Here is a 17,297-nt window from a genome sequence, read left to right as displayed (position 1 = left end):
GCTGGTCGAAGGTCAGCGTTGGGAAGCAAGATCAGCGACTTGCATCGTGGCCAAGGCCATCTGTGTTCGGAGTCGTCATGTCTTGTTTGATTGTCATGTCGCAGAAAGAATTGCATCGCCTTGAACTCATCCAGCGGATTCGCGGTGGCGGGCTGAGCGTCGTGGAGGCGGCCGAGTTGCTTCGTCTTAGCCGCAGTCAGGTCCATCGGCTGTTGCAGGCCTATGATCTGGCCGGCGCCGACGGCCTGGTATCGAAGAAGCGCGGCCGTCCGAGCAATCGGCGTCACAGCGAGGATTTCCGCAATCTGGTGCTCGACCTGGTGCGTGAGCATTACGTGGATTTTGGACCAACGTTGGCGGCCGAGAAGCTGATCGAGCGCCATCGGATTGCCGTCAGCAAGGAGACGCTGCGTCAGTGGATGATGGAAGCCGGCATCTGGGTGTCGCGACGCGAGCGCAAGAAGCGGGTTTTCCAGCCGCGCGGCCGGCGCGATTGTTTCGGCGAACTGGTTCAGATCGATGGCTCGCATCATTGGTGGTTTGAAAGCCGCGGTCCTAAATGCGCCCTGCTCGTCTATATCGACGATGCCACCGGCAAGCTGTTGCACTTACGCTTTGCGGCTTCAGAGAACACCTTCGACTATCTGCACGCGACAAAGGCGTATTTGCAGCAATGGGGCAAGCCGATCGCGTTCTACAGCGACAAGCATGGCGTCTTCCGCACCACGCATGCGTCGCAGAAGGACAGAACCAGTGGCCTGACGCAGTTCGGCCGGGCCCTTTACGAGCTCAACATCGACATCATCTGCGCCAACACCCCGCAGGCCAAAGGCCGCGTCGAGCGCGCCAACCAGACGCTGCAGGATCGTCTGGTCAAGGAACTGCGGCTGCGCGGCATCGACACGATCGCGGCGGCCAATGCCTATGCGCCGGCGTTCATGGCCGACTTCAATCGTCGCTTTGGCAAGGCGCCGCGCAATCCGAAGGACATGCATCGGCCGTTTGCCGCGCATGAGAACCTCGATGGCGCCATGTGCCGCAAGGAGGTTCGGAAGCTGTCGCAGGCCCTGACGCTGCATTATGACAAGGTGCTGTTCCTCCTCGATCCGACGGACTTCGCCAAGGCGCTCGCCGGCAAGAAGCTCATCGTCTGCGACTATCCCGATGGCCGCCTCGAGATCACCCATGAGGGGACGTCCCTGCCCTACAGAACCTTCGACACGCTGCGCTCGGTGCACCGCTCCGAGGTGGTTGAGAACAAGCGGCTCGATGACATGCTTTCGATCGTCGCCGAGTTGCAGGCCGGCCGCGAGCAGCAGCGCAACAAGGGCGGACCGCGCCGCACCGGCCAGACGGACCATATGTTCGGCATTCGCGATGGCAGCCTGAGCAATGGCTACCAGAAGCGCGGCACCAAACCTGGCAGGAAGACGGATTTTACCAAGGATCCCGTAGTCATCGCAAAGCGGCAGAAAGCCCTTGCGCAGTTGAAGGCGGCGGAGTGATCGGGCTGTCAAAGCTAAAGTTTATCTTGCAGCTGGAGCCATCCGCCGCCGACCGGGCTGCGCAACCCTGACCAGCTCCACCCGGACGGCGGCTCACGTCTGCGTATTGGTTAAATATGTTCGCTTGCACTCAAAGTAAAAAACGATAGGATGGTGTCGCGTTTCTAAGTTGACTACTTTGTCTCATCTTTAAATAGCTTTGACATCGTATGTAGCCGCAAAGTTAAAGTGTCCTGATCCTGCAAAGTTGGAATGTCACTCTCCCCGGGTTTTGAGTACCCGGGAGATTGCGGATGGGATTGATTGCGATGAGCGAATGCGATCTGCAGCGGATTGAGGTTTTGTCGAAAGTGGTCGCCGGACGCATGACGTTGGTGTCAGCGGCGCATGTGCTTGAGCTGAGCACCCGCCAGGTTCGCCGGCTGTTGGATCGGATTGAGACGAACGGTGCAGCGTCAATCCGGCACAAGGCGATCGGCCGGCCATCGAACAATCGGATTTGTGACGGCGTGCGCGATTACGCGGTGGCACTCGTGCGCGAACGCTATGCGGACTTCGGTCCGACATTGGCGGCCGAGAAGCTGGCCGAACGCGATGGATTGCTTGTGTCGCGCGAGACGTTGCGCCAATGGATGGCGGAGGCTGGCCTGTGGCTGTCGCGCCAGCAGCGGCGGACGTTTCATCAGCCGCGAGTGCGCCGCGAGGGCTATGGCGAGCTGGTGCAGATCGACGGGTCGGAGCATCGCTGGTTTGAGGATCGCGGGCCGCCGTGCTCGCTGCTGGTGTTCGTCGACGATGCGACCGGCCGGTTGATGCAGTTGCGGTTCGTGCGCTCGGAAAGCGCTTTCAGCTATTTCGAGGCACTGGCGCTGTACCTCAAGCGTCACGGGGCGCCGGTCGCCTTTTACTCCGACAAACATTCGGTGTTTCGGGTGGCGAAGAAGGATGCCAAGGGTGGCCAGGGCATGACGCAGTTCGGGCGCGCACTTTGCGAGCTAAACATCGAGATTCTTTGCGCAAACTCCAGTCAGGCCAAAGGCCGCGTTGAGCGAATGAACCGGACGCTGCAAGATCGGCTGGTCAAGGAATTAAGGCTGGCGGGTATCAACGACATGGAGGCAGGCAATGCGTTTCTGCCGGGTTTCATGGAGCGCTACAACGCGCGGTTTGCCATTGTCCCTGCCCGGCCCGATGACCTGCACCGTCCACTGAACCTGGCGCCGGCTCGGCTGGCCGCGATCCTGTGCAAACGCGAGCAGCGCTATGTCGGAGCGCAGCTGACGTTTTCGTTCGAGCGCCAGCGGATCATGCTCACGGAGACCGAGGTGACGCGCGGGCTGGTCGGTCGCTATGTCGAGACCTACGCCTATGCCGACGGTCGATTGGATGTGCGATGGAAGGGGCATTGCCTGCCCTACCAGGTGTTCGACAAGGACCAGCGGGTGACGCATGCGACGATCACCGAGAACAAGCGGCTTTCCGATGTCCTGGCTTACATCAGAGAACGTCAGGAGCAGCAGACGAAGCCGGCCGTAAAGACGAACAGCGAGAAGATTGGCTACAAACCGCGCGGCCGCAGGCCGGGCAAGCGGACGGATTTCATGAACGATCCGGTGGTGATTGCGCGACGCGAGAAGGCTCTTTCTCGAGTGAATGCGGCGGACTGATCCGCCATCGCAAAGTCTCTAAGCTAAAGCCGAACAGGTGGCCGTCACCCGCCCCGATCTGATCTTGCAACCGGACCAGCCGGTCAGATCGGGGCTGGTCGTCGTGCCGTGTCGAAGCACAAAGTGACATTTTAACTTTGCGCCAAAGCGGACAGTTCAACCTTGCCATCACATCGTATGTAGCCGGGCGGATTCCATTTTCAAATGCAACATGCCAATTTTCAAATGCAACATGCCAATCGACGTCACCCTCACCACTTTGTCGAGCGCGACAAGCCGGCCCAAACGAAGCAGACTGGCGCAGGCTGTAAACCTTAGCCCGTTCGGCTTATGCCGTTTCGACCTCGGCGCGATCCGCCATGTAGGCCGACGGACTGGGCTTGCTTTTCATCATCGTTTTTCGCCAGGCTTCCTGCTCGGCATTGATCAGAGCCAATTCCCAAACACAGGCAACAACGGGTCTCCGTACGGTGTCCATGGGTTCAATGGCCGAATACAGTTTCCGATAGACATGCTGGCAAAGCACCGAGCCTTGTATCCACCAATGGGCCGAGATGGAGATGCCAACGGTGCCGGCATGAACGATCACAAAGCCCATGCCGTTGCTATCACCTTCTTCCGTCACACGCGGCATGACATCATGTCGGATGAATGACTGCGCCTGCGCCACCGTCGTCTCATCGATTTCCTCGACCCGCGATGTCCCATTGGCCCAAATTCAAAACAGGACGTGGCTGATAGATCTCGATTGTCTTCGCGCTCATCGCAATCGTTCCCTGCAGGCATTTCGGGGCATCTATGCATTCAACTCGTCGCGGCCCACAACAGGCTTGCCCCCGAGCCCAGCAGGAGCGCGTCCATGATGTACCTGAAAGTTTCAGGCGTCAGGCGGAGCAGAAATGGCTTTGCAAGCAGCGAACCGACCATCAGCGATCCGCCCACCAGGAGCCCTTTTGCCAAAGCGGCAAACGGCAGAGCCCCGAAATTCTGAAAAGTAAGCGTCTTGGTGACATAGATTGCAAGCGAGGCTGCAGCCTCCGTGCCAATGAAGCTTCCCTTTGTCAGTCCATATCCGATGAACACCGGCACGGATACGGGCCCGGTCGAGGCAACAATGCCTGTCAGGAAGCCGATAACAGCGCCCGCCGAAGCCAGGTGCCACAAGTTCAGTTGTCGCAACCTTGCACCAAGCCAGCGGCGCATCGGGATCATGGTCAGAAAGAAGATTCCGATTGCCGCATCCACCGCCCGCGGAGGCAGAACCAGCATTGTCCGCGCGCCCAATGCGGCTGCCGGGATACCCGTTGCCGCATAGGCTGCAACCGCGCGCCAGTCGACGGAGCGCCACCACACGAGAATGCGCGAGACATTTGCCATCACGGCAGCGACCGCCATGATCGGAATGGCCTCCTTCGGGCCGTAGACATAAGTGAGTATCGGCACGAGCATCATGGAGGAGCCCGTGCCGATGATGCCGCTAACAACCCCGGCGACGAGGCCGACAATGAGGACAAGAAGCAAGCTCAGGCTCCGTCATTTTTTGGCGCCTCGCGGATAAGATTCGAGTTTACTGATTCTGGAAAGCAAGAACGTCAGTCTTGCGCTTGCCTGTTGTTCTTACTCGGAGGCAGCCTGCCCTGCGCTCCTATCTTGGCAGCTCCTTGATAAGCCTTGCCGCCGGTCCGAAATCGGTCATCTCGCTTCCCGACAACTGGAACCCGAGCGCTTGATAGAACGAAACCGCGTAGCCACCGGAAGTGACACCTAGCGTCTTGATGCCGGCGCCTGCGGCGCGGCGCATCGCCTCGATGAGGAGCAGGCGCCCGATGCCCTGCCGCCAGGCGCCGGGGTCGATGAAGACGGCGTCTACTTCCGCAACATCCGCCGATCGCGGCAACACAGTGCAGAACCCGACGACTTGGCCATCACGTTCGGCGACCAGCGTATGGGCGATGTTCTCCACCACAATTCCGAAGACATCCGGGTTGTCGAGCAGTTCCTGATGGTGTTCGCCAGTTGCGAGGGACGCAGCACGCTGCAGCGCCTCCAGGCGGTCATGGTCGGCGGCTAAGGCTTGGCGGATCAGAGGCTGCATGAACGTCATCGACTGGCACATCCGGAGTTGTGGCAAGAGCCCTACTACGAAGGGCAGGCTGGCTCAATTGGCCAAGGTTTCGGCCACCGCCCTCGCGTGTCGGCCCCTGCCCCTCACACGACGAGATCATCGCCTTGACAAAAAAATCTGTCAAGGCGATGATCGGTGCATGCTCGATCTTGATGTCATAGACGCGCCGGCAGTGGCGGCGCTTGCGCTGGAGCCGATCAAGGCCCGCTTGCTGGCGGAACTCGCCGCTCCGGCGTCGGCGGCGGCCCTGGCTGGCCGCGTGGGCCTGACGCGCCAGAAGGTGAACTATCATCTGCGTGCACTGGAAGAACACAAGCTGATCGAACCGGCGGAAGAGCGCCGCTGGGGCGGCCTGACCGAGCGGCTGATGGTGGCAACCGCGGCGTCCTATGTGGTTTCGCCTGCGGCACTCGGGCCCATCGCCGCCGACCCGGAACGCAATAATGACCGCCTGTCCGCGAGCTATCTCATCGCCCTGGCGGCCCGTGTCGTTCGCGAGGTAGGCAGCCTGCTGCGCAGCGCCCGGCAGCAGGAAAAGCGCCTTGCGACACTCTCGATCGACACCGTCATCAGTTTTCGTTCGCCTGCCGATCGCGCCGCCTTCAGCGCCGACCTCACGCAGGCCGTCACCGCGCTTGCAGCACGTTACCACGCGGAAGGAACGCCAGAAGCGCGACCGCACCGGCTCATCATCGCATCTTACCCAGCGCCCAATGGCGCCGGCTCAGGCGACGGCCGCTCGGAGGGCACCAACTCCTGAAAGGATTACGTCATGCCGATCAAGAAGGATGGCAGCGGCAAGCGCTGGGTCGAGATGGAACTGATCGTGCCCGGCTCGCCCGAGGAGGTCTGGCAGGCAATCGCGACAGGGAGCGGCAACAGCGCCTGGTTCACCAAGACGGAAATCGACGAGCATGTTGGAGGCAAGATCGCCTTTGACTTCGGCGCGAATGGCGCCTCGACCGGCGAGATAACACACTGGGAGCCACCTGCCCGCTTTGACTATGTCGAGCGCGAGTGGAGTGAAGGCGCGCCGCCGGTCGCGACCGAAATCACCGTCACGGCGCGTTCGGGAAACCGCTGCGTGGTGCGGATGGTGCACTCACTGTTCGCCTCGACCGACGACTGGGACGACCAATTGGAAGGCTTCGAAGGTGGCTGGCCGGCTTTCTTCGAGGTGCTGCGGATCTATCTCGCACATTTCGCCGGCCAGAAAGCCGCATGCTTCGTCACCATGGCGTCGACAAAAGAGCCGGAAGCAAAGTTATGGGGTCGACTGACTGAAAGGCTGTGCCTCGCCGCCGCCAATGTCGGCGATGAACGCACAACCCCGCCTCACCCGGAAAGCCTTTCAGGTGTCGTCGAGCGCGTGCAGCAGGACGTCAGGCAGCGTTATCTATTGCTGCGACTCAAGGCGCCGAGCCCAGGCATCGCGCTCGTCGGAACCTATTCGACAGGCGATGGCTGCAATGCCAGCCTGGCTCTCTATCTCTATGGGGACGAGGCGAGCCGGCGTATCGCCGACAGCGAGCCGAGATGGCGTCACTGGTTCGAAACGAACCTCCCGTAGGTCTGCCACGTCCATCCTGAAGCTGAGGACCCGTCCGTGCGGCGCATTTTCGCAAATATCACCAATTTATGATATTCAAAGTTTCCTATGAGAATAATCCAATAGGATATTGAATTCTAACCAAAGAATCACATTGTGTCTGTTGCAAAGACGTCATTGGCGACCGGCGCCTGCGTTTCCAAACCGCGTCTCTGTCCTATGCTGATCGGAAGCTGTCTTTGATGGAGACCGGCGATGTTCAGGATCTTTGCCATTACCCTCGCACTGACGACCCAACTTGTCGCCGGAAATGCTGTGCGCGCCGACGAGCCCGTGGATACGGCACGTTCGATCATTCAGGAACAGATTGCGGCGTTTCTGCACGATGACGCCGAGACCGCCTACTCTTTCGCCTCACCGGCAATCCGCGGAAAATTCCCGGACAAGACCGCCTTCTTCGACATGGTCAAGCGCGGCTACCAGCCGGTCTACCGGCCCGGCAACTTCGCCTTCGGCCGCTCGAAGGTCGTGGGTGACCAGGTCCTCCAGGAGGTGCTGATCTCGGCCCCTGACGGTAAGGACTGGACGGCAATCTACGAGCTCCTGAAGCAGCCGGATGGCAGCTACAAGATCAATGGCGTGATGATGCTGCAGCAGGCGCCGGGGCCGGCGATTTGAGCCGACCGCGATCGCGGGGTGCGCCCGTCAGACCGGTGGAAGGTCCCCTCGCCGCCAGGTTTCCTGGGTTTCCGCCATGAAGTCGGCAAAGCGGCCTTCTTCGATCGCGAGACGGATGCCGGCCATCAGTTCCTGATAGTAAGCCAGGTTGTTCCAGCTGAGCAGCATGCCGCCGAGCGATTCGTTCGAACGGATCAGGTGATGCAGATAGGCGCGCGAATAGTCGCGAGCCGCCGGGCATGAGGACTGCTCGTCGAGCGGACGCATGTCTTCGGCATGGCGCGCGTTGCGCAGGTTGATGCGGCCGTGGCGCGTGAACGCGAGACCGTGGCGCCCCGAGCGGGTCGGCATGACGCAATCGAACATATCGATGCCTTCAGCCACCGACCTTAGGATATCGTCGGGCGTGCCGACGCCCATCAAGTAGCGCGGCTTGTCGACCGGCATGATCGGGCAGGTGATATCAAGCATGCGCAGCATCACCTCCTGCGGCTCGCCGACGGCAAGACCACCAACCGCGTAGCCCTTGAGGTCGAGGCCCTTCAGCGCTTCGGCCGAGCGTTCGCGCAGTTTCGGGATATCGCCGCCCTGCACGATGCCGAACATCGCCTTGCCCGGCTGGTCGCCGAAGGCGACCTTGCAACGCTCCGCCCAGCGCAGCGACATTTCCATCGCGCGCTCGATTTCCTTCGGTTCGGCCGGCAGCGCCACGCATTCGTCGAGCTGCATCTGGATGTCGCTGTCGAGCAACCCTTGAATCTCGATCGAGCGTTCGGGCGACATGTGAAAGAGCGCGCCGTCGACATGGCTCTTGAAGGTGACGCCCTGCTCATCGAGCTTGCGCAAGCCGGCAAGCGACATCACCTGGAAGCCGCCCGAATCGGTGAGGATCGGCCCCTGCCATCGGATCAGGCCATGCAGACCGCCAAGCCGAGCGACACGCTCGGCGCCCGGGCGCAGCATCAGATGGTAGGTGTTGCCTAGAATGATGTCGGCGCCGAGATCCTTCACCTGGTCAAGGTACATGGCCTTGACCGTGCCGACGGTACCGACAGGCATGAAGGCCGGCGTGCGGATCGTGCCGCGCGGCATGGAAACTTCGCCACGACGCGCCTTGCCATCGGTCTTGTGAAGCTTGAACTGGAAGGTCTCGGTCATTTAGTCTTTCCGGAAAAGCAGGCTGGCGTCGCCATAGGAATAGAAGCGGTAGCCGGTCTCGATCGCATGCGTATAGGCCGCGCGCATCGTTTCCAGGCCAGAGAAGGCCGAAACAAGCATGAACAGCGTCGATTTCGGCAGATGGAAATTGGTCATCAGCATATCGACCGCCCGGAAACGGTAGCCGGGCGTGATGAAGATGCCCGTCGGGCCCGACCATGGCTTGACGATGCCGTCGTGCGAGGTCGCGCTCTCGATCAACCGAAGCGACGTCGTACCGACGCAGACGATACGGCCGCCCCGCGCCTTGACGGCATTGAGCCGCTCGGCCGTCGCGGCGTCGACATGGCCGATCTCCTGGTGCATCACATGGTCGTCGGTGTCGTCGGCCTTCACCGGCAGGAACGTGCCTGCTCCGACATGCAAGGTCACGAAGTGCTTTTCGATGCCCACCTCGTCAAGTTTGGCAAAGAGCCGGTCCGTGAAGTGCAACCCGGCGGTGGGTGCCGCTACAGCGCCTTCCTCGCGGGCATACATCGTCTGATAGTCGGCTCGGTCCTGCGCGTCCTCCGCCCGTTTGGAAGCGATGTAAGGCGGCAAGGGAATGTGGCCGACAGCCATGATCGCCTCGTCGAGCGATGGGCCGGCGAGATCAAAACGCAGCGTCACCTCACCGGCATCGCCCTTTTCCTCGACGGTTGCGTCGAGTGTTCCAAGCAGGCAGCTCGCGCCGCCGTGACCAAAGGCAATGCGATCGCCGACCTTGAGGCGGCGTGCCGGGCGGGCAAAAGCCTTCCACCGGTCGGGTGCGACGCGCATGTGCAGCGTCAGCGAGACCGGCGTGGTGATGTCTTCGCCACGGTGGCGAATGCCTTCGAGCTGCGCCGGGATCACCTTGGTGTCGTTGAAGACCAGCGCATCACCTTTGCGCAAAAACGACGGCAGGTCGAGCACACCGTGGTCGGAAAGAACCTCGCCGCCATCGGGTTGGACGACGAGCATGCGGGCACTGTCGCGCGGGCTCGCGGGCCTCAGCGCAATCGAAGTTTCCGGCAGGTCGAAGTCAAAGAGATCTACACGCATCGTTATCTTCAGACAAAAGCAAACCCGCCCCGGCGCAGTTGGCGACCGGGGCGGGTCCGTGCATTAGCGCAAATCAGGCGTCTGCGGCAACCCGCATCGTCACGATCGAGTCCGGATCACGCACCGGCTCGCCGCGCTTGATCTTGTCGATGTTGTCCATGCCTTCGATGACCTGGCCCCAGACCGAGTATTGCTTGTTGAGCCACGGGGCATCGGTGAAGCAGATGAAGAACTGCGAGTTTGCCGAGTTCGGCATCTGGCTGCGGGCCATCGAGCAGGTGCCGCGAATGTGGCTGACATTCGAGAATTCGGCCTTCAGGTCCGGCTTGGAGGAGCCGCCCATGCCGGCGCGCGCCGGGTTGAACTGTTCGCCGCCGGTCTTGCCGTACTGAACGTCGCCGGTCTGGGCCATGAAGTCCTCGATCACGCGGTGGAACACCACGCCGTCATAGGCGCCTTCGCGAGCCAGTTCCTTGATGCGGGCGACATGACCCGGAGCGACGTCAGGCAGAAGCTCGATGACGACTTTGCCCTTGGTGGTCTCCAAGATGATCGTGTTTTCCGGATCCTTGATCTCGGCCATGGGTTTTCTCCTTCTGTTAACTTACTTGCCGACCTTGACGCTGATCATACGGTCGGGATCGGTGACGGAGCCGTTGTTGGCATCGTCACCGAGCTTGATCTTGTCGACGCTCTCCATGCCGGAGACGACCTTGCCGACGACCGTGTACTGGCCGTTGAGGAAGTCGCCCGGCGCGAACATGATGAAGAACTGCGAATTGGCGCTGTTCGGGTCCTGCGAGCGGGCCATGCCGACGGTGCCGCGTTCGAACGGTACGTCCGAAAACTCCGCCGGGATGTCGGACCGCGACGAACCGCCGGTGCCTGCAGCCTGCGGCTGGTAGCCATTTTCCATGTCGCCGTACTGCACGTCGCCGGTCTGGGCCATGAAGCCCTTGATCACGCGGTGGAAGGCGACGTTGTCATACTCGCCCGCGGCGGCCAGCGCCTTGATCTGCTCGACGTGCTTCGGCGCCACGTCCGGGCGCAGTTCGACGACGACGGGGCCGTTCTTGAGCGTGATCGTGAGGAAATTGTCGGCCGACTGCGCAAGCGCCGTTCCCGTCCAGGAGGCGAGCGCGATAGCGCCGGCGAAAGCGAGGTGGAGGATTTTCATGGTTTCTCCCTGCGTGGTGAATTGGGGCCGCGCGTCACGCGCGGCGTTTGGCCTGCAGTGCTTCGTAGACCGCCTTGGGCACGAAGGCACTGACGTCGCCGCCCATGGCCGCGATCTGGCGGACCAATGTGGCGGTAATGGGCCGCGATGCGGTGCCCGCCGGTAAGAACAAGGTCTGGATATCCGGCGCCATCTGCCTGTTCATGCCGGCCATCTGCATCTCGTAGTCAAGGTCAGTTCCGTCGCGAAGCCCACGCACCAGAAGCCTCGCCCCGCGTTGGCGCGCTGCATCAACGACGAGATTGTCGAAGGCGACCACATCGATGTCGCCCGCCCTGTCCGGCAGAAACTCCTCAAGCGACTGACGGATAAGCTTGGCGCGTTCGTCAAAGGAAAAGAGCGGCGCTTTCCCGGGATGGATACCGATCCCGACGATGACCTTCGCCGCCACATTCAGCGCCTGCACAAGCACGTCGAGATGCCCGTTCGTCATCGGATCGAAGGAGCCGGGATAAAATGCCGTGGTCATCGCACCTGTTTCCGTTTGGTGAAGCCTTTTGTCACGGACGGCGACGGATCGCAAGAGTTGTACGGGGCTTGTACCTGTTCCCTAGGAAACAGCGGGACAGAAAGAATGAATGCTAGATGAATGCCATGTTCAAGGGTGCTTCACACGCAGGACGTTAAGTGTAGCGCCAGTAACAACGGAACTTTTCCGAACGTACCGCCGTTTAGGACGCGAAAGGATTACGGCTATGGGACTTGCTCTGTTTTCGATGGCGATGTTTTTCGCGATGCTCTTTGCGACGATACATGCAATTCGCAACGAGTCCCGTGACCGGCGCGAGCAATTCGTGACCCAGAAGATCTTCCGTTGATGGAGGGCGTCATGGCCACCCTGTTCATGATCGCAGCTGCGGTCATCAGTTTCGTATTCTTGATCGATTTCGCCCGAACGATCCGCGGCCTCCAGCGCGATCGTCAGGGTTCGGAACGGCTCGACGGCTTCAACGTCTAGCAGTTCCGAGGCTTCGGAAACCGAAGCCTGGTAGTAAGCGGCCGCCGTTCCCTTCCCCTGAGGCGACCGCCATTGTAAGCCGGACGGCATTCCCTGCCCGTCCGGCTTTTTCTTTGCCTTCGGCGGCACTCACGTCCTTCCGTTACACTGCTGCTTACCTGGCGGCCTTCGCCGACATCACGTTCAACATGCGGAAAAAGCGCCAGTTCAAGAGCACCGCCGCTGCAGCAAGGCCAAGAACGAACCCGAACCAGACGCCAGTCCCACCAAAATTGAACGGGAAGGCGAAGGCCCAGGCGCAGACGAATCCGATCGGCCAATAGGAGATCAACGCCAGCAGCATCGGCACCTTGGTGTCCTTCAGACCGCGCAACATGCCGGCCGCGATCGCCTGCATGCCGTCCACGAGCTGGAATGCGCCGGCAATGACGATGAGCGGCGCGGCGAAAGCAAGAACTGCCGCTGCGTCTGGCCGTTCGGCGTCGAGATAGAGGGCGGCGAGCTGGCTCGGAAGGAACGCAAAGATCGCACTGCCGACGACGGCAAAGCCGGCGCCAAGCACGAGCGAAGCGATCGCCGCGCGCCGCACGCCCAGGAGATCGCCGCGGCCATAGGAAAGACCGACGCGAACCGTGGCGGCCTGCGCGAGGCCAAGCGGGATCATGAAGGCGATCGAGGCGAACTGCAGCGCGATCCCGTGAGCCGCAAGCTCGATCGTACCGATCGTACCCATCAGCAGTGACGCAACGGTGAAGAGGCTGACTTCGGCAAGGATCGTCAGCGAGATCGGTATGCCGAGAAAGACGACTTCGCGGAACGCCACCCAGTCCGGGCGCCAGAAGCGGACGAAGAGCTCGTACTGGTTGAGCTCCGGCTTGCTCTTGATGTAGCCGATCGTCAGCGCCGCACCGAGCACGGCAACGCCGAGGGCGGCCACCGCGGCACCGAAGATGCCGAGCTTCGGGAAGCCGAAATGACCGTAGATCAGCACGTAGCAGAGGACCGCATTCAGCACGAGCGTCGCCAGCGTCACGTAAAGAATGATCCCTGCCCGCTCCAGGCCGCTCAGGAAGGCCCTGAGCACCATGAAGATCAAGCCGGGGAAGATCGCCCACTGGGCGACGCGGATGTATTCCGCCGCAAGCGCTGCCACCTTCGGCTGCTGCCCGGCGAAGAGCAGGATCGGCTCGGCCATCCAGAGCACCGGCGCCGTCAGCACGCCGTAGAGCAGCACCACCCACATGCCCATGCGCACAGAGCGGCGCACCGAAACCTTGTCTCCGCGCCCGACAGCCTGGGCCGCCATCGGCACCACCGCGTTCGCAAAGCCGTTCCCGAAAACATAGACCGTGAAATACATCTGGGTCGCGAGGATAATCGCCGCGAGTTCGGTGGCGCCCAGCTTTCCGACCATCAGGACGTCTGTCGTATTGATGGCAAGTTGCGCCAGCTGCGCACCGATGAACGGCACTCCGAGATAGAAGCTCGCGCGATAGTGCGTCCGCCAGGAATTGTCGGTCGTCGGTAGCGTCGGGTTCGGATTCGCGGTCAGCATGGCAGATTCCTGGCAGTCGGCGGCTCCGGGCCGCAACTGTCGATCGAAGGGAGGAAAACCGGAAATAGATGACCTACGGTCAAAGAGCCAGCCGCAAGGGCAAGGTTGCTCAAACTTTCATCGACAGATCACGAAAATTGATCAATTTCCGGGCATTCGCGTCAGCTCACCCCGCGCGGCTTTCTCGACCGCTGGGATCTCTTCCATCGCGATCGCCTCGTGTCCTTGCGGCCCGACCGCCCTATTCCGGGGTATCTTGAACAGAAAAACGACGAGCGCTCCAACGAGGAAACAGCTTGCCAAGGCGTAAGGTGCGCCAGCGAAGCTCACGGGAGCGCCGGCGCTCGTGAAATAGCCGAAAGCCTGGGTGAAGATCAAAGGACCGATGATCGTGGTGATGCTGCCAATGCTTGTCAGCGCGCCCTGAAGTTCCCCCTGTGCCGATGGCGGCACATGTGCGGCAGCGATGCTGCGCAGCGGCGGATCGGCGAGGCTTTCGAGCGCAGTCGCAATGATTACCGCGTATACCATCCATCCCTGCCCGGCTGCGGCGTAACCGACCGCACCGAGCGTGGTGAACGTCAGGCCAAGCACCGCCGTTCGCCATTCGCCGAGCCTTGGCACGACGCGCGGCAACACGAGGGCCATGACGAGCGCGCCGCCAATGCCGAAGATGCCGAGCGAAAGCCCGATCTGTCCCTCGCTCCAGCCGTAACGATAGGAGGACACGAAAGACCAGACCGCCGGGTAGACGGAGTGGGCGAGCCAGAACAGGAAGAACACGAGCCCAACCCAGCCGATGCCGGGATAGTTGCGCATCTGTTTCAGCGCCCCGAGCGGATTGGCCCGCTTCCATTCGAAGCGCCGACGATTGCCGCGATCGAGCGTTTCGGGCAGCAGGAACAGGCCCAGAATGAAATTGAGGAATGACAGGGCCGCCGCGCCATAGAACGGCACCCTTGGTCCGAGCTCGCCGAGCAAGCCACCAAGTACCGGTCCCAGAGCGAAGCCGCTACCGAAGGCGATGCCGATCAGGCTGAAGTTCTTGGCGCGGTTTCCGTCATGGCTGATGTCGGCGATGTAGGCCGAAGCGGTGCCGAAGCTCGCGCCGCTGATGCCCGCAAGCACGCGGCCGATGAACAGCATCCAATAGCTGGTGGCAAGCGCACAGATCAGGTTGTCGAGCGCAAATGTGAACACGGACGCCAGCAGGATCGGTCGCCGACCGAAACGATCACTGAGATTGCCAATCAGCGGCGCAAACAGAAACTGCATCGCCGCGTAGACGAGAAGCAGCCAGCCGCCGTCGATTGCCGCTTCGCTGACATCCGCGCCGGTCAACTCCTCAAGATAGGTGGGCAGCACCGGAACGATGATCGCGATGCCGATGATATCCAGAAACAGGATCAGAAAGACGAGGAACAGGCCGCGTCGCACAAACTTCTCGTCGAGCATTTGCCCCCTCCCCGAGCGCCTGCCGCCCCAAGGAGGAGACAGAACGTGAACGACGTCTACCAATTTAGGTGTAACGGATCATTTCCTACGAAACAATCCGTGAACATCTCATTTTTTCTGATGGGACTATCGCAATGGTTGATGCGCCGAGCGCAGCGCATCCCGATGTCACGCGCTGTCGCGACGCTGTTCGAGCTTCAGGAAATCAACGAAGACGCGCAGCGGCGCAGGCATGTGCCTGCGGCTGGCATAGTACAGAAATGGTCCGGAAAAACTCGTCGTCCAGCCGTCAAGAATGGACACGAGCCGCCCCGCCGCAATTGCCGGGGCGACGAATTCCTCGAAAGTCCGGATGATCCCGAGGCCGTCGAGCGCCGCGCCGAGTTCGAGGTCGATCGTGTTGGCGGTTACGACGGCCGGCGGCGCGATTGTGATCGTCGTTTCGTCTTCCCCGAACTCCCAGGCAAGCGAGATGCCACTCGTGAAGCGATGGCGGATGCAGGCGTGTTCCAGGAGATCGCGCGGATGCTGCGGCACACCGCGCCTTTCGAGATACTCTGGCGCCGCGGCGGTGACGTAGCGCTGTCGTCGTGGGCCGATCGGGATGGCGATCATGTCGCGCTCGACGCGCTCTTCGTAGCGCACTCCAGCGTCGAAACCGGCCGCGAGAACATCGACAAACCCGTCTTCTGCCGTCACCTCAAGCGAGATCGCCGGATGCTCGCGCAGGAAGCGACCGACAATCGGCGGTAAGATCTCCCGGGCAACGATCGTCGGGACATTGAGTTTCAGCGTTCCCGCGGGGCTGTCGCGCATTTCGTTGACCTGATCGAGAGCCCCGGCGATCTCTCCCAGCGCAGGCGTCAGGCGATCGAGCAGTCGTGTGCCGGCCTGCGTCAGCGTCACGCTGCGGGTCGTGCGGTTGAGTAACCGTACCTGCAGCCTGGCCTCGAGCCGGCGAAGGGCCTCGCTGAGCGACGACGGGGATACACCACGTTTTTTCGCCGCAGCGCGAAAGCTCCTGGCTGCGGCAACAGCGGTAAAGGCATCGAGATCCGCAAGCGGCAAGTCGGTCATTGTGCGAAATTCCGTACAAGTCGTTCGATTTAGGCCGAATTATCGCACGACAGTGAACGGAGTAAACAAGAAACCGAGCAAACGGCCGGTGGTTTTCGGCCCAGTCGATGGAGAACGACAATGGATTACGTTTCACTTGGAAAGACCGGCCCCTCGGTATCGGTGCTCGGCCTCGGCTGCATGGGGATGTCCGGAATGTATGGTCCGGCCGACCGTGCCGAAAGCATCGCCACCATCCACGCGGCGCTCGATGCCGGCGTCACGCTGCTCGACACGGGTGACTTCTACGGCATGGGCCACAACGAAATGCTGATCGGTGAAGCGCTGAAGGGCGGAAAGCGTGACAAGGCGATCTTGAGCGTCAAGTTCGGCGCCTTGCGCGATGCGGCGGGCAACTGGTCCGGCTATGATTGCCGCCCGAAGGCGATCCGCAACTTCCTTGCCTATTCGCTGCAACGGCTTGGCGTCGACCATATCGATGTCTACCGTCCGTCCCGGCTCGACCCTGATGTTCCGATCGAGGACACCATTGGTGCGATAGCTGACATGGTGAAGGCCGGTTATGTCCGGCATATCGGTCTCTCCGAGGTCGGCGCAGAAACCATTCGTCGTGCGGCGGCCGTCCATCCGATTTCGGATCTGCAGATCGAGTATTCGCTGATTTCACGCGGGATCGAGGACGAGATCCTGCCGACCTGCCGCGCGCTCGGCATCGGCGTCACGGCCTATGGCGTGTTGTCGCGCGGCCTCATCAGCGGCCATTGGCAAAAGGGAGGAGCTGGAAAGGGCGACTTCCGCGCCATGAGCCCGCGGTTTCAGGAAGGCAATATCGACAAGAATCTCGCCCTCGTCGAAGCCCTGAGACGGATCGCCGAGAGCAAGGGCGTGTCGGTGGCGCAGATCGCCATTGCCTGGGTCGCAGCTCAGGGCAAGGACATTGTGCCGCTTGTCGGCGCGCGGCGGCGTGACCGGCTTGTCGAGGCCCTGGCGTCGAACGAAGTCCACCTTGGCGCGGAAGATTTAGCGGCAATCGAGCGTGCCGTCCCACGCGGCGCGGCGTCAGGCGCTCGCTATCCCGAAGCGCAACTGGCCCATATGGACAGCGAAAGAGGATAGTGAACGGAGAGCACGAAGTCATGACCTCCACCAGAGGTGGAGGTTTGAAACGCTGCGCTTGAACCGCTAGAAGCGGTTTTGCTATAGGTTAGTAGCTACGGTTAAAGAGGTCGGCAAAGTCGGAAGCTTTGTCG

The 17,297-nt window shown here is 61.3% G+C and carries 18 protein-coding genes; 7 read left to right on the top strand and 11 right to left on the bottom strand.

The window, feature by feature from the left end; genetic code table 11:
- Nucleotides 1–77 precede the first annotated feature (77 nt).
- Together BBX50_RS25310 and BBX50_RS25305 are read left to right on the top strand one after the other, a co-directional pair.
- Entirely contained in the window at nucleotides 78–1,505 is a 1,428-nt protein-coding gene (locus BBX50_RS25310) for an ISNCY family transposase (RefSeq protein WP_065778054.1), read from the top strand.
- 293 nt (nucleotides 1,506–1,798) lie between these two features.
- On the top strand, nucleotides 1,799–3,172 hold the full coding sequence (locus tag BBX50_RS25305; protein WP_065778053.1) for an ISNCY family transposase: 1,374 nt from the start codon (nucleotides 1,799–1,801) through the stop codon (nucleotides 3,170–3,172).
- Nucleotides 3,173–3,500: 328 nt separating this feature from the next.
- On the opposite strand, the gene BBX50_RS25300 is transcribed toward BBX50_RS25305, so the two are convergent.
- The 3 genes from BBX50_RS25300 to BBX50_RS25290 all read right to left on the bottom strand — a co-directional run bounded on the left by BBX50_RS25300 (nucleotide 3,501) and on the right by BBX50_RS25290 (nucleotide 5,276).
- Nucleotides 3,501–3,842, bottom strand: coding sequence for a hypothetical protein (locus BBX50_RS25300; protein ID WP_244513145.1), 342 nt, complete (start codon nucleotides 3,840–3,842; stop codon nucleotides 3,501–3,503).
- A 134-nt stretch (nucleotides 3,843–3,976) separates the two neighbouring features.
- Entirely contained in the window at nucleotides 3,977–4,699 is a 723-nt protein-coding gene (locus BBX50_RS25295; protein WP_065778052.1) for a sulfite exporter TauE/SafE family protein, read from the bottom strand.
- Between the two features lie 118 nt (nucleotides 4,700–4,817).
- Nucleotides 4,818–5,276, bottom strand: a complete 459-nt coding sequence (locus BBX50_RS25290; RefSeq protein WP_065778051.1) for a GNAT family N-acetyltransferase — start codon at nucleotides 5,274–5,276, stop codon at nucleotides 4,818–4,820.
- 160 nt (nucleotides 5,277–5,436) lie between these two features.
- Between BBX50_RS25290 and BBX50_RS25285 the strand changes: the two genes are divergently transcribed.
- The 3 genes from BBX50_RS25285 to BBX50_RS25275 all read left to right on the top strand — a co-directional run bounded on the left by BBX50_RS25285 (nucleotide 5,437) and on the right by BBX50_RS25275 (nucleotide 7,524).
- Nucleotides 5,437–6,057, top strand: a complete 621-nt coding sequence (locus BBX50_RS25285; RefSeq protein ID WP_065778050.1) for a helix-turn-helix domain-containing protein — start codon at nucleotides 5,437–5,439, stop codon at nucleotides 6,055–6,057.
- A gap of 12 nt (nucleotides 6,058–6,069) precedes the next feature.
- On the top strand, nucleotides 6,070–6,867 hold the full coding sequence (locus BBX50_RS25280) for an SRPBCC domain-containing protein (RefSeq protein WP_065778049.1): 798 nt from the start codon (nucleotides 6,070–6,072) through the stop codon (nucleotides 6,865–6,867).
- 234 nt (nucleotides 6,868–7,101) lie between these two features.
- Entirely contained in the window at nucleotides 7,102–7,524 is a 423-nt protein-coding gene (locus BBX50_RS25275; RefSeq protein ID WP_065778048.1) for a DUF4864 domain-containing protein, read from the top strand.
- 27 nt (nucleotides 7,525–7,551) lie between these two features.
- On the opposite strand, the gene tgt is transcribed toward BBX50_RS25275, so the two are convergent.
- The 5 genes from tgt to coaD all read right to left on the bottom strand — a co-directional run bounded on the left by tgt (nucleotide 7,552) and on the right by coaD (nucleotide 11,471).
- On the bottom strand, nucleotides 7,552–8,682 hold the full coding sequence (gene tgt, locus BBX50_RS25270) for a tRNA guanosine(34) transglycosylase Tgt (RefSeq protein ID WP_065778047.1): 1,131 nt from the start codon (nucleotides 8,680–8,682) through the stop codon (nucleotides 7,552–7,554).
- Complete coding sequence (queA, locus tag BBX50_RS25265) at nucleotides 8,683–9,765, bottom strand: tRNA preQ1(34) S-adenosylmethionine ribosyltransferase-isomerase QueA (protein WP_065778046.1); 1,083 nt, start codon at nucleotides 9,763–9,765, stop codon at nucleotides 8,683–8,685. It lies immediately after the preceding gene.
- 73 nt (nucleotides 9,766–9,838) lie between these two features.
- Complete coding sequence (locus BBX50_RS25260) at nucleotides 9,839–10,348, bottom strand: peptidylprolyl isomerase (protein WP_065778045.1); 510 nt, start codon at nucleotides 10,346–10,348, stop codon at nucleotides 9,839–9,841.
- A 21-nt stretch (nucleotides 10,349–10,369) separates the two neighbouring features.
- Complete coding sequence (locus BBX50_RS25255) at nucleotides 10,370–10,942, bottom strand: peptidylprolyl isomerase (RefSeq protein ID WP_065778044.1); 573 nt, start codon at nucleotides 10,940–10,942, stop codon at nucleotides 10,370–10,372.
- A gap of 34 nt (nucleotides 10,943–10,976) precedes the next feature.
- Nucleotides 10,977–11,471, bottom strand: coding sequence for a pantetheine-phosphate adenylyltransferase (gene coaD, locus BBX50_RS25250; protein ID WP_065778043.1), 495 nt, complete (start codon nucleotides 11,469–11,471; stop codon nucleotides 10,977–10,979).
- A gap of 360 nt (nucleotides 11,472–11,831) precedes the next feature.
- On the opposite strand from coaD, the gene BBX50_RS31000 reads away from it, so the two are divergent.
- Complete coding sequence (locus BBX50_RS31000) at nucleotides 11,832–11,960, top strand: hypothetical protein (protein ID WP_274534005.1); 129 nt, start codon at nucleotides 11,832–11,834, stop codon at nucleotides 11,958–11,960.
- A 154-nt stretch (nucleotides 11,961–12,114) separates the two neighbouring features.
- Here the strand turns inward: BBX50_RS31000 and BBX50_RS25245 are convergent, their stop codons facing one another.
- The 3 genes from BBX50_RS25245 to BBX50_RS25235 form a co-directional block, all read right to left on the bottom strand.
- Complete coding sequence (locus BBX50_RS25245) at nucleotides 12,115–13,515, bottom strand: MATE family efflux transporter (protein ID WP_065778042.1); 1,401 nt, start codon at nucleotides 13,513–13,515, stop codon at nucleotides 12,115–12,117.
- 141 nt (nucleotides 13,516–13,656) lie between these two features.
- A complete protein-coding gene (locus BBX50_RS25240) occupies nucleotides 13,657–14,970 on the bottom strand; it encodes a TCR/Tet family MFS transporter (RefSeq protein ID WP_065778041.1) in 1,314 nt (437 codons plus the stop codon).
- A 168-nt stretch (nucleotides 14,971–15,138) separates the two neighbouring features.
- Entirely contained in the window at nucleotides 15,139–16,047 is a 909-nt protein-coding gene (locus BBX50_RS25235; protein WP_065778040.1) for a LysR family transcriptional regulator, read from the bottom strand.
- A gap of 120 nt (nucleotides 16,048–16,167) precedes the next feature.
- Here BBX50_RS25235 and BBX50_RS25230 point away from each other — a divergent pair, with 120 nt between their 5' ends.
- The gene (locus BBX50_RS25230) at nucleotides 16,168–17,163 is read left to right on the top strand and encodes an aldo/keto reductase (protein ID WP_065778039.1); all 996 of its coding nucleotides are present in this window, start codon (nucleotides 16,168–16,170) and stop codon (nucleotides 17,161–17,163) included.
- Nucleotides 17,164–17,297: the final 134 nt, after the last annotated feature.

Origin of the sequence: Ensifer sp. LC11, from assembly GCF_001695835.1 — a bacterium.
Classification (GTDB): domain Bacteria; phylum Pseudomonadota; class Alphaproteobacteria; order Rhizobiales; family Rhizobiaceae; genus Ensifer.
Note: the sequence above shows the minus strand (reverse complement) of the source record. Positions and strands in the feature narration are given on the sequence as shown.